Origin of the sequence: Paenibacillus violae, assembly GCF_032461945.1 — a bacterium.
Classification (GTDB): domain Bacteria; phylum Bacillota; class Bacilli; order Paenibacillales; family NBRC-103111; genus Paenibacillus_E; species Paenibacillus_E violae.
The window spans coordinates 94,339-106,920 of the sequence record NZ_JAWCUD010000009.1 but is presented as its reverse complement, the minus strand read 5'-3'; the positions used below and the strand labels follow the sequence as shown (position 1 = coordinate 106,920).

Below are 12,582 nucleotides of genomic sequence, written 5' to 3'. Positions count from 1 at the left end.
AGATGATTAACGATAGTTCAAGAAAACGTAAATTTAAATATCGCTCGATGGGCGTAATTGCGCTATTGACCGCAGCTGCGGTCTTAGCGTCCGCCTGTTCCGCGCCAGGAGCCAAGGGGGCTGCGACGGTTTCGTTAGCGCCAAAAGCAGTTAAAACCGAGGCTGTTAAGAAGCAAAAAATTAGCAATCCCATTGAGCAAGTAGCCGATGTAGCGGCAGGAACGACGCTTGATGTTATTTCAAAAGCAAACGGTGAAGTGCTGAACGTGGTGAAAAAACGCGGAGAGTACGTGGAAAAAGGTGAAGTTCTTTTCGTTATCGATAATAAAGACGCCTTGTCCGCACAACGGAAAAGTGAGCTAGCTTTGAAAAGTGCGCAAGAATCTTTACAGCAAGCACGAGACAACAAAGTGAACAACCGCAAGGATTTGGCGGACAATGTGACAAGATCTCAAACCGCTTTGACTAATGCTCAGCAAGATTATAACAAAACTCGCAATGATTTTGATGCAGGTACAGCGGTTCAACATCAAGTGGATCAAATGAAGCAAGCTTTGGACAGTGCGCAAATGAATTTGGAAGCAGCACAAAGCAAGCTGTCGGCCTTTGACAATTCCGATTCGATCACTTCCGCTCAAACGCAGGCAGAATCTGCCAGCTTAGCCTTAGAGGATGCGACGCGCTCCTTGGAGAATTATGAAGTTAAAGCACCAGGCAGTGGCGTACTAACTGACTTCAACGTGGTCGTTGGACAGACGATCTCCGCGGCAGCCGGTAAGGTCGGTCAAGTTCAGCAAATTGATCCGATTAAAATCAAAACAGAGCTTACCGAAACCAACTACCAGCTTGTCAAAGGGAAACAAGAACTAGTTTACTATAATCCAGATACGCCGGACAAAAAAGGAACAGCAAAAATCAGCTATTTAGCTCCGATTATGAGTGCGGCTACCAAAACATACACGCTTGAGTTGGAAGTGCCAAACAGCGATCACCAACTTCAACCGGGTAGCAGATTTATGGTGCAGCTGACAACGGAAACTGAAGAGCAAGTTGTTGCAATTCCAACGTTAAGCATCATTCGTGAAGAATCAGATACGTTTGTCTTTGTTGAACAAGGCGATCAATATGTAAAACGTAAAGTGAAACTTGGACGTATCAATGGGGAGTTCCAAGAAGTGATTGATGGCGTGAAAGATGGCGAGAAATTAGTCATTTCCGGACAGAACACATTGAAGGACGGACAAAAGGTAGAGAGCGCTAGTGCTTCCCCAGCTGCAAGTGCGACACCGGCAGCGAAATAAACCAGCAGCGAAACTACACAAAGAGGAGCGTATATACATGAAAAAAAGACCATGGAAAAACAGTCTGACCGCGATTATGCTTGGCGCCATGATCGTTCAAGGCGGCACCGCCGTATGGGCAGCCGATGCTGCGCCAACAGCGCCAGTTAGTGCCCCTTCAGTCAATTATGGACTGACAAGCGACATCCGCGCAGCCGTGAAAAGTGTAGCTGTGACGCCAACCGCTACCGGTTCACAGCTTGCTGTCACAGTTCGTTTATACAATGGAGGCGTGACACAGAACCGGGTGCCTGAGCATGAGCTTCGCGTGCAGACTTCCAGCGGCGTTTCCTATACACTGAAGCCAAGTGGAACCAATAAAGAGTCCTTACAGCCGAAAGAAATCGGCGAGCTTGTTTATATGACGGCCGTTGATACGAAGGAAATCGGCACGATTGATCAGCTTTCCTTCGTCAACGTTGACGTTTACTCGTACCCGAAAGTCGAAAAAACGCTGCTTGCAATGCCAACCAATTCCGTATGGTATGGCGCCACGGGAAGTGCAGCGTTACAAAGTCTTGCTAACATTGCTTGGGGCCAATCGTTCTCGATCCCAGGTGTTAACTCCGGCTTAACCTATACAGCAATTGAAGCTTCCATGCAAAATACAACCGCAGGCCGTGTAGCTGTCGTTACTGTTCTGGCTAGCAACCCTGGCACAGGCCGCGAAACAGTGCCAGCATTCCGTTTGGATGCACAGTCCGAAACGAAGAACTACGAAGGAAAACGTGCGGAAGTAGAGCCGGTTACTTTGGAAGCCGGTGAGCAAAAATATATTCATTTTGCAATCCCGGTTGAAAATGGCGTGACCTTGTCTAACTTGGTTGTCTTGTCAACAGATAACTATGTTCCGAAAGGTGGAACTGATGCAGCGACACTAGCGACAGGTAAGTTAGCTGTTGCATGGCCGAAAGAGCAAGGCACTTCAACGGCAGTTCCTTATACGATCGGTCAACCGATCGCGTTCGATGCCTTGACGAAAGTGGTCGACAAATCGACACAAGTCTCTTTGATGGAGCTTCATCTGCATGAGAACCCAGGCGAGGGTTATAAAACTGCCGTAGCCAAGTTCAAACTAACGAACACGAGCACAACGCCAATCGCGCTGCCAGCGTTCGCATCGGAATTGGTGAGTAGGCAAGGTTTAACCTACCAAGGAGCTCGCCAAGCTAATGTGACTCAAATGATGAACCCGGGTCTCAGCTACGTCGTAAGCTACTCGTACATCGTTCCGCAATCGGAAACGGGAACCAGCTTTTCCATGAAGCTGCTTGATTCAGTTGCTGCTGCGCCGTACACAACGACAATTGCAGCACTGCAAACGGATCTGCAGCAGGAAGACACAGACTCAACGATTTCCTTGTATCCATTTGATCTGAAATTCAATGATGTGACAGTTAACTCGGTAACGACACCTCAATTGACTTACACGTACAAAGTACGTCTTGATCTGGGTATCGAGCAAAAAGAGAATGTTGTTGTAGACAACAACTTCTCCAAATTGAGATTCGAGATCGTCGATAACGCAGGTCGCGTTATTGGCTCCAAAGATGCAGCTTTCAATGGCGACAATAAATTGATTAGCGGCGTACAGACGTTGGATGCTTCGAACATTACAACGGATCAATTCAGCTATCCATTCACTGTGAATGTGTATGAAACAATTGAAACGGCTAATGGTACAGCAAAACGTTTATTGAAAGTCATTAAATAAATGAAAAAAGCACCCGTTCAGGGTGCTTTTTTTGATATATATATGAACCATTAGCGGTGTTAAACAGTGATTCAGGGGTGGATCGTGGCCTCGCTGGATGATATCCAATGTAAACGCCAATAGCGCATCTAAATTGTTCAATACATTGGACGAAATCCAATAGAACGGTCATTTTCAACCCATTAGAGCCGCGATTTATCGATCGCATTGGATTTCATCCAATAAGACGGCAAATCGGGCCTTTAAAACATTGTGTTCAGTGGATTTTGTCCAATGAACTCAATGTTTTCTTTTTACAGTGAGAGGTGGTTAAACACGCGCCTTCACCGATTTCGCATAATCCGAGGGGGACATCCCCACTGTTTTCTTAAAGTCTCTGGAGAAATAGTGGATACTGGCATATCCGAGCATCGCGGCAATTTCAGTGAAATTGTACCGGCCCTCTCTGATATAGGTTTTGGCTTGTTCGATTTTGAGCGATTTGAACGCTTCTAACACACCGGTTTGCATTTGTGACTGGAAAAGCTCCTTCAATCGGCTTTTTCCCAAATGAAACGTTTGGCACAACTGATCCTGGGTGAAGGATTGCGACAGATTTTCCTGTAAATAAGCGATGATTTGCTGAACAATGCGTTGTTCGGCTTTTTCTTTTTGCAGAGAGGACTGCTTAATCTTGGTGACGGAATCTATCGTTGAAGCGGCCGACTTCTGATTGCGAATCAGTGTGATAAGCAGCGCTTCCAAATATGTTTTGATCAACTGTTCGCTGGCAAAAGGGGCTTTCGGATTCCGTTCCAGATGATGTACGGAAGGCTGATCAAAGGGAGGCAGAAAGGCATGAAACCCCTCTTGGATAATGAGGGATAACATATTTCTTTCCCTGTCGCCCAGCGGCACAATTTTATTTTCAAAATCAGACATCGCTTCTGACGTGCATTCGAAGGAAATGACAATAAGATTAGGCGGTTTATGTTCATGTTTTACGCTAACGGTATGGAATTCTTCCGGTTTATGAAAAATCATATGCCCTTGCTGAAGCGTGTGGATGTGATCATCGGCCCGAACCTCGACCTCTCCTTTGTCGACATATAGAATTTCCCAAAAGTCGTGTTGTTCGCCGTCAAACACATATCCCTTTGCATACTCAAAATAGTGAAAGGAAATGAGATTTTGAATGGTTAGTGATTCTTGAAGCTGTATGCGTGGGAATTCCATGCTGTCCGTCCTTTCTTAGCGTCGTTGTGGTGATAGGACCCAGCCTTATTTTATCATATTCATTTTTGTAAAAGTGCAAATAAATCGGCTTTTTGGATAAATCTTATCCAACCAACGTCTTTTATAATAAAGGTAAGAGACGGAGGCGATAACGATGAAAAAAGGGATAAATATTTGGTCATTTCCAGGCTCCATGAAGGTGGAGGAATGTATAGCTGTCGCGAAGGATGCCGGGTTTGACGGTATCGAGTTGGCTTTGAACGAAACAGGCGAGCTCAGTCTTGAAAGTAATGAAAGCGAAATCAAACAATACCGCAAGATTGCTGACGATAAAGGAATTGAATTAACGAGCTTAGCCAGCGGTTTATATTGGACGTACCCCATCACGAGTGGACATGCAGGGACGCGTCAAAAAGCGAAAGATATCATCAAAAAGCAGTTGGAAAGCGCAGCGATTTTAGGCGTAGACACGATATTGGTCGTGCCTGGTGCGGTTGGCGTAGATTTCATTCCGGACTCTGAAGTAGTGCCATATGATAAAGCCTACGATTATGCACTGGAAGGGTTCAGTGAGCTGTCTGCGATTGCAGAATCTCTGAAAGTATCCATCGGCATTGAAAATGTTTGGAATAAATTCTTGTTGTCACCGCTGGAAATGAGAGATTTCATTGATAAAATCAATTCGCCATATGTCGGTTCCTATTTCGACGTAGGGAATGTCTTATATGCCGGTTACCCGGAGCACTGGATTTCCATTTTAAATAGCCGTATCAAAAAAGTTCATTTCAAAGATTATCGCCGCGCCGCGGGAGGTTTGCACGGATTCGTAGATTTACTTGCAGGCGATGTGAACTATCCGGAAGTGGTGAAGGCGTTGCAAGCGATTGGCTACGAAGATTATGTGATCGCTGAGATGATTCCTGGCTATACGCATTACGGTCAGCAAATTATTTATAATACATCAGGTGCTATGGACGCAATTCTGGGGAGGAAATAAGCCATGTTGAAAATCGGATTAATCGGGTTAGGTTTTATGGGGAGAACCCATTTGGAAAACTACATTCGCCTTGAAGCCGAAGGGGTTCCAATTAAAGTCGTTGCTTTATGCGATATTGATATCGAAAAGCTGGAAGGGAATGCGTCCGGTGGGAACATCGATACAGGATCCTCCGGCATTGACTTCAGTGTTTACAATAAGTATACAAGTGTTGCTGACATGCTTGAAAAAGAGCAGCTGGACTGTGTAGATATGACGCTGCCAACGTTTTTGCATCGAGAGATTTCCATTCAATGTTTGAATAAAGGCCTTCACGTTTTGTGTGAGAAGCCGATGGCGCTGAATGCCGAAGAGTGTAAAGACATGATTGAAGCTGCCGAGCAAAACGGGAAACAGCTGATGATCGGTCAATGCCTCCGCTTCTGGCCAGCTTACGAATATTTGAAACAAGCCGTTGCAAACGAAACGTATGGCAAAGTTCTCGCTGGGTATTTCTACCGCGGCGGCGGAACGCCGACTTGGGGACCATGGCTGCTGCAGAATGCGAAAAGCGGCGGTGCTCTTCTCGACATGCACGTGCATGACATCGATATGATTAACTGGTTGTTCGGTAAACCGGAATCCGTCTCCACCTTGGCTCGTAACGTAGTGCCAGGCAGCGGGTACGATGTTGTTTCAACCAACTATTTGTACGAAGACGGCAAAGTCATCAATGCGCAAGCGGACTGGACGCTGCAAGGGGATTATGGCTTCGATATGCAGTTCCGCGTTAATTTCGAAAAAGGCAACATCATTTTCAACTCAGAAGGGCTAAAAGTAAATGTGAACGACGGTCCTGGCTTCAGTCCAGAGATCTCTGCGGAAATGGGCTACTACCAGGAACTCAAATATTTCGTTGAGACTCTGATTTCCGGACAGGACGTAGCAACAGCTACACCTTTCAGTACGATGGACAGCATTGTTATTGCTGAAGCTGAAATTGAATCGGCAGATAATCGCGGTGCATGGGTTCGTGTAAAATAGCTATAAATCATAGAACAGCCTTGGAATTCCTCGAAAGAGAAAATCCAAGGTTGTTTTGTTGGATATTAGTAGCATTTGACTGAAATCGCTTACGTATCCTAAACTAAAGGCATTTGAAAATTGAGGAGCATAGAAGAAAATGATAGACACTCAGTCAACAGCAACTTGGAAAAAGCTAAGTCTATTCGCCATCACGTGGCCGATCTTCATTGACTCCGTTCTGCGGATGATGCTCGGTACCGCGGATGTGTTCATGCTCAGTCGAATCTCGGATGAAGTAACCGGAGCTGTCGGATTAGCCAATGAAATCATCGTATTCTGTATCCTGATGTTTGGTTTCGTTGGAATCGGAACAAGTGTAGCAGTAGCCCAGAATTTAGGAGCAGGCAGGGCGAAGGAAGCGAGCCGTATTTCGGCATTGGCGATAACCATCAATTTATTATTCGGGATCGCCGTCAGTATCGTCTTGGTCGTATTTGGCGAATCGATCATGCAGCTAATGAACTTGGCTCCAGACCAGATTGCCATAGCTAAGAAATATTTGAATCTCATCAGTGCTTTTATATGGGTTGAAGCTCTGTCGTATGCAGTATCCTCCGTACTTCGTTCCAATGGCCAGACAAGAGATGTGATGTACGTGACTCTAGGCGTGAACGTGGTCCATGTCGTAGGGAACATTCTGCTTATCTTCGGGAACCTCGGATTCCCTGAGTGGGGCGTAACGGGGGCAGCGGTCTCCACGGTTGTAAGCCGTTTACTTGGACTTATCGTTCTTTTTGTGATTTTATATCGTCGGATTCCATTCCCGATTCGCTTCAAGGATTACATCACGTTTGATAAACGTATTGTGAAGCAAATCTTGAGCATCGGACTCCCTGCTGCCGGAGAGCATTTGTCTTGGCAATCTCAATACTTAATGATTGTGAGCTTTGTTAATATCATCGGTCAAGTCGCGTTAAGTACTCATGTGTATGTGATGAATATTACGAATTATTTTATGGCGCTTGGTATGGCAATCGGTATGGGCACGGAGATTATCGTAGGTCATATGGTTGGAGCCGGCGAGTTTAAGGCAGCGTACCATAAGCTCATTCGCAGTCTGAGAATGACCTTCTTACTGACCTTTGTGGTTGTTGGTATAGCCTCTATCTTCCGCAAAGAGCTGCTCGGGTTGTTTACGGATAATCCGGAGATTATTGGGATAGGATCAGGGATTCTACTGCTAAGTGTAATTCTGGAGCCTGGACGGACCTTTAATCTCGTTGTTATTAATTCACTCCGTGCGGCGGGTGATGCTAGATTTCCAGTTGCCATGGGTGTTCTCTCCATGTGGGGCATTGCGGTGCCGCTTGCGTATTGGCTGGGCATTCACATGCACATGGGACTTCTAGGTGTATGGATTGCTTTTGCTTGCGACGAGTGGTTGCGAGGCTTGATTATGTATTTGCGGTGGAGAAGCCGCGTATGGGAAAGCAAAGCGCTGGTCAAACCTGTTGGCGGCGGCGTAGCAGCCAACTCATAACCGAAAAGCACAGGCCCCCTAAGGGTTCCTGTGCTTTTTTGGGTCGAGGGGTTGACATACACATGGCTGCTGGTGGCTGGCTGGTGTAATACTATTCTATTCAGGTTTCTTCTAAATAACTGGATGTTTGAAGGATATGATAGAAAAAATGCTAGTGTCCCGTACACTAGGCGATTAATCCTTAAAACCGGTATAAATGCGTATAGCATCTCTCAGAAATTGTGCGGTTCCTGGTTGTTTATCATCATAGTAAGCTTTAAATCTCTCATCATCCACATACATTTGGGCTAGACCGGCATGTGCCTCTTTGTTGTATTCGCTCCAGTAATAGGAAAGCCATTGCTTGTGCAATTCCGCGGCTTTTTGGGCGGCCTCACTAGCCGGATCTCCCGTTTTGAAAGCTTCTGCAAGTGTGGAGATGACTTCCTGGGTCAGTCTCGTAACCTCGTCATGCTCATCTTGCGTCATATTTTTCAATTTCTGATTCGATTTATTCACTTGCTCGTCGCCATATTTCTCACGAATTTGTTTCCCGTACTTGTTCTCGTTCTCATCAATCAGCTGTTGTTTAAAGCCTTCGAATTTCTCTGTATTTGACATGGTGGATATTCTCCCTTCATTTAATGCTATCGTTTTTTCCACATTGGCAATCAAGGCATCCAGCTGGGCTCTTTTGTCCAGAAGCTGTGTATAGTGTTCTTTAAGAGCATCGGCCTCATTGAAAGTGGGGGCAGTAATGATGTCTTTAATACGCTCAAGATTCACACCTAATTCTCTGTAAAATAAAATCTGCTGCAGTCTATCAACCTCTGCCTGCCCATAGATGCGATACCCGGAGGAATTGATTCTTGCCGGCTTAAGAAGTTCAATCTCATCATAGTATCGAAGTGTTCTGGTGCTCACACCTGCTAACTTCCCGAGACTCTGCACGGTGTATTCCATCTGTTCACCTCCTGACAACTTCACTCTACAGCTTTACGCTGCGTGAATGTCAATGACTTTTTTTATTGTCCAAAACCTGGATCAAAGTTATACAAGCCCTATTCAAAGAATAGGATATTACGAGCCATAAGGCTTGTATGTATAAAGAGCGAATGGGTGATAGAGATGTATGTGATGCTAAGTTTTTTACTTTTGGGGTTGTCGCTTTCCGCTCCAATCGGGCCTATTAATGCTGCGATGCTGGATAGAGGCATCAAACGCGGTTTTGTGCATGCATGGATGGTAGGCGCAGGTGGCATGCTTGCTGACGTCATCATGATCGTCCTCATTTATTTCGGTCTTGTCCACTTCCTTACAACACCTTTTATGAAGACGTTTCTATGGCTGTTTGGTTGTTTTGTTTTACTCTATACAGGGATTGAAAGCGTCATTAGTGCTGGCAAGTTGAAAACGGAGGGCTATAAATCCGAAGAAACGTTGGCCAAATCCTTTTTTACCGGATTCCTCATGGCAATCAGTTCTCCCTTGTCGATCCTGTTTTGGCTGGGAATCTATGGATCGGTGTTAGCTGAAACCATCGCCAAGTATGATAGAAACCACGTGCTGTTGTATACGGGGATCATGTTCGTGGGGATTATCCTATGGGATCTCATCATGGCTTCATTAGCCAGCGTATTTCGTAAATTCCTGACGCCACGCGGACTTTCGGTCATCTCCGTCGTTTCAGGTTTATCCTTGATTGGTTTTGGCTTGCATTTTGGAATAAAAGCGTTTCATGCCCTCTTTGTTTCATAGAGAGTTGCTCCTTCCATTTAAAGCTGAGCCCCCAAGTTACAACGCCAATCACTCCGATGAACAAGCAGCTGATCCAGAAGCCGGGTCTGCTCGTCGGGTGAAAGGCCGTTCCTGTGGTAGCGGCTAGGATCAGAAGCATGCCTGTGTATCTTTTAATTTTCCCCCATACGGATAACTGAAGTAATCGTCCTGAAGAGAGCAGGATGAAGAGCCAATTCATCAGGAGCATGATGCCTGCCGCGGTGGTGATATAGGCGTACAATTTTTCAGGCAGAAATAAGGCCATTAGCACGGCTGCCGTTATTCCGCCAGTTGTAAATCCGATGGCGGGTAACGGCATTTTGCGTTTGCCCTTTGTTCGTTTAGCAAATATGGCGGGAGCATTGTGATCTTGAGCTAGTGCGACAAGAATCGTGGTAACCGCAAATAGGGAAGCGACCATGGTCGAAAACCCTGCGATGATTAATATCGCATTGAAGGCATGAGGAACAAATGGGAGTTGGTAGGAACCTAAGGCTACCTGAAAAGGGCTTTCCTTTCCCTGCAGACCGCTCAGTGGGATCAGTGTCAAGGCAAGCGCTAACGAGGCGATATAGATGATGGTTAAAAGAAAAATCATCGAATTCCCGGCTTTCGGGGCCTCTTCAGGCTTTTTAAGTCTGGCGGCCATAATGCCCATGATTTCAATGCCGCCAAATGCATAAAAAGCATAGATGAAGGATGACCAAATACCGACTCCCCCTTTTGGCAAAAAGGCTTGCTTGGAAGTCGGAAACTTTGGCGGGTAGGTCCCTGTAAGGAATCCAAAGACCGCCGCGCCCGCGATAATCACAAACATCACAATGGCGGATACTTTGATAATGGCAAAAATATGCTCAGCACGTTCAAAAACTTTGGTCCCCAGGAGAATAACACCAAGTCCTAAGAGCGCATAAGCCGTGGCAAACACCCACATCGGGAACCTGGGGAACCAGAAGCGGGTAAAAAAGGATAGCGCTGTTAACTGACTACCCATGATTAATAGTTCTGAGCACCAGTAGACCCAGCCGCTGCTGAAGCCTGCCCAGCGTCCGAAAGCCTTGGCGGCGTAGGTTTGAAACGAGCCTTGTGCAGGTTCCTTGCCCGTCATTTTGGCCAGAACGTCATAGACAATATAAGTGCCGAAAGCTGCGAGTATAAACATGAAAAGGACGGAGACACCGCCCATTTGAATCGCGATTCCGGAGCCCAGGAAATAACCGGTACCTATTGTGCAGGCGACTCCGAGTAAAGTCAACTGCCACCACTTCATTCCCTGGGGCTTGCTCGTACTCATCTTGTCGGACATGAAGCCTCCTAAAGCCGTTCATTTGATAACAACAGCTGTTATTATAGCTTGACCACTGGTAAAATATACGTAGGATCATGCCATCTGAGCGAACAGCTGGTTGTCACGAAGGATGACGTTATAGGAGGCGAGTCTGGCGCTAGGCACATTATGACACCGTCCTGTGTGCACTTCAAACGTCCAACCGTGCAGAGGGCATTCAAGCTCTCCGTCAATCAGATCCACGGTGTAGCCGCCATGAGGGCAAACACTTGAGTAAAGGGTGTACTGGTCATCGTCTACCTGCATCAAAAAATATAGATCACGGTCAAGCTCAACCTCCACAGGAAAAGCAGTAAATTGATCAATGGAACCGATGAGGATTTCCTTCATGTTTGAATCTCCTTTTTCGAAATAGCGTTAGATTGATTATAATCCACTGCCCTTCAGAGACCAAGAGTGAGCCATGACAAACAAAGGAGTACGATACAAATGAACAAAATCAATCCATTATTAGCAGCGTTCCAACAAACTAGCTACCCATTGGGTGGGCATGGCAAAAGAAATATTCAAGTTCTGATAGACGCCTTGCAAGATGTTGATGGTCTTACGGATGGAGATACTTACGGGAATGGTAAGCTTATTGAAGATTTCCAAGCGGAAATGGCAACGTTTCTTGGAAAAGAATCGGCCGTCTTTTTCCCAAGTGGGACTATGGCGCAGCAAATTGCTCTGCGCATCTGGTGCGACCGCAAAGGGAGCAAGAAAGTTGCCTATCACCCGCTCAGCCATCTGGAAATTCACGAGGAAGACGGATTAAAAGAACTTCATCACATCCAGCCTATTTTACTTGGTGAGAAAGATCGTTTAATTCGTCTGGAAGATGTGCAACAACTAAAAGAGGATGTCGCTTGTATCTTGCTGGAACTGCCACAGCGGGAAATTGGCGGGCAGCTTCCGGATTATGAAGAACTTATTCAGATCTCTGCCTATTGCCGCAGCCGGGGCATCCAATTACATTTGGACGGGGCTAGACTATACGAAATTCTTCCTTATTATCAGAAGTCTGCACGCGAAATCTGCGAGCTGTTTGATAGTGTGTATATTTCGTTCTACAAAGGGATTGGCGGCATTGCCGGGGCAATTCTTGCAGGTGACGAGACGTTTACGAAAGAGTCTAAAGTATGGAAAAGACGTCACGGCGGCGATCTAATCAGTCTGTACCCATATATCGTTAGTGCAAGTCACTATTTCAAGCAGCGTGTAGATAAAATGGAGCAGTACTACGAGGGAGCCATAGAACTTGCTGCTTTGTATAATCAGGTTCCTGGCATTGTTACGAACCCTGTTCAGCCAGTCACGAATATGTTCCACGTACATATCCAAATGCCAAAAGAGAAGATGGAATCCCTGTTAATCAACTTATATGAAGCAACTGGGGTTGGACTCACACATTATGTAAAAGAAATAAACGAAACATCTTGCTGTTATGAGGTTTCCATCGGTGATCGGTATGCCCATGTACCGAAGGAAGAGCTTAAGAAAGCTTTTGCGTGGTTGGAGAATCAAATGAGAGAAAACGGCGTTTAGATCGTCAATGAAATCCCCAAACTGGTAACAGGAGGGGATTTTTATGTTGTTTTCAGCCATCAAGCCAATGGCCGTCAGTCCTGGAGGGGAGAAGATGCAACTCAAGAAAAAGGGCAATTAGCTTAATGGTAAGTATCT

At 45.8% G+C, this 12,582-nt stretch carries 11 protein-coding genes; 7 read left to right on the top strand and 4 right to left on the bottom strand.

Translation table 11 applies throughout. The features are described from left to right. Window positions 1-2 precede the first annotated feature (2 nt). Complete coding sequence (locus RQP52_RS23620; protein ID WP_315954130.1) at window positions 3-1,301, top strand: efflux RND transporter periplasmic adaptor subunit; 1,299 nt, start codon at window positions 3-5, stop codon at window positions 1,299-1,301. Between the two features lie 37 nt (window positions 1,302-1,338). Then, window positions 1,339-3,054, top strand: a complete 1,716-nt coding sequence (locus RQP52_RS23615) for a hypothetical protein (RefSeq protein ID WP_315954129.1) — start codon at window positions 1,339-1,341, stop codon at window positions 3,052-3,054. Between the two features lie 309 nt (window positions 3,055-3,363). On the opposite strand, the gene RQP52_RS23610 is transcribed toward RQP52_RS23615, so the two are convergent. Continuing rightward, entirely contained in the window at window positions 3,364-4,269 is a 906-nt protein-coding gene (locus RQP52_RS23610; RefSeq protein ID WP_315954128.1) for an AraC family transcriptional regulator, read from the bottom strand. 154 nt (window positions 4,270-4,423) lie between these two features. On the opposite strand from RQP52_RS23610, the gene RQP52_RS23605 reads away from it, so the two are divergent. The 3 genes from RQP52_RS23605 to RQP52_RS23595 all read left to right on the top strand — a co-directional run bounded on the left by RQP52_RS23605 (window position 4,424) and on the right by RQP52_RS23595 (window position 7,811). Then, the gene (locus RQP52_RS23605) at window positions 4,424-5,266 is read left to right on the top strand and encodes a sugar phosphate isomerase/epimerase family protein (protein WP_315954127.1); all 843 of its coding nucleotides are present in this window, start codon (window positions 4,424-4,426) and stop codon (window positions 5,264-5,266) included. A gap of 3 nt (window positions 5,267-5,269) precedes the next feature. Further along, window positions 5,270-6,289 carry a Gfo/Idh/MocA family protein gene (locus tag RQP52_RS23600; protein ID WP_315954126.1) on the top strand — a complete coding sequence of 340 codons (1,020 nt, stop codon included), beginning with the start codon at window positions 5,270-5,272 and terminating at the stop codon, window positions 6,287-6,289. Window positions 6,290-6,428: 139 nt separating this feature from the next. Beyond that, the gene (locus tag RQP52_RS23595; RefSeq protein WP_315954125.1) at window positions 6,429-7,811 is read left to right on the top strand and encodes an MATE family efflux transporter; all 1,383 of its coding nucleotides are present in this window, start codon (window positions 6,429-6,431) and stop codon (window positions 7,809-7,811) included. A gap of 174 nt (window positions 7,812-7,985) precedes the next feature. On the opposite strand, the gene RQP52_RS23590 is transcribed toward RQP52_RS23595, so the two are convergent. Further along, window positions 7,986-8,753, bottom strand: a complete 768-nt coding sequence (locus tag RQP52_RS23590; RefSeq protein ID WP_315954124.1) for a MerR family transcriptional regulator — start codon at window positions 8,751-8,753, stop codon at window positions 7,986-7,988. Between the two features lie 165 nt (window positions 8,754-8,918). On the opposite strand from RQP52_RS23590, the gene RQP52_RS23585 reads away from it, so the two are divergent. Next, window positions 8,919-9,548 (top strand): LysE family transporter, encoded by a 630-nt coding sequence (locus tag RQP52_RS23585; RefSeq protein WP_315954318.1) that lies wholly within the window; start codon window positions 8,919-8,921, stop codon window positions 9,546-9,548. Here the strand turns inward: RQP52_RS23585 and RQP52_RS23580 are convergent. Then, on the bottom strand, window positions 9,463-10,875 hold the full coding sequence (locus RQP52_RS23580; RefSeq protein ID WP_315954123.1) for an amino acid permease: 1,413 nt from the start codon (window positions 10,873-10,875) through the stop codon (window positions 9,463-9,465). The genes RQP52_RS23585 and RQP52_RS23580 overlap by 86 nt on opposite strands. Window positions 10,876-10,950: 75 nt before the next feature. Further along, window positions 10,951-11,247, bottom strand: a complete 297-nt coding sequence (locus RQP52_RS23575; RefSeq protein ID WP_315954122.1) for a Rieske (2Fe-2S) protein — start codon at window positions 11,245-11,247, stop codon at window positions 10,951-10,953. A 99-nt stretch (window positions 11,248-11,346) separates the two neighbouring features. Between RQP52_RS23575 and RQP52_RS23570 the strand changes: the two genes are divergently transcribed. Next, window positions 11,347-12,444 (top strand): threonine aldolase family protein, encoded by a 1,098-nt coding sequence (locus RQP52_RS23570; RefSeq protein WP_315954121.1) that lies wholly within the window; start codon window positions 11,347-11,349, stop codon window positions 12,442-12,444. The last annotated feature ends 138 nt before the right edge of the window (window positions 12,445-12,582 follow it).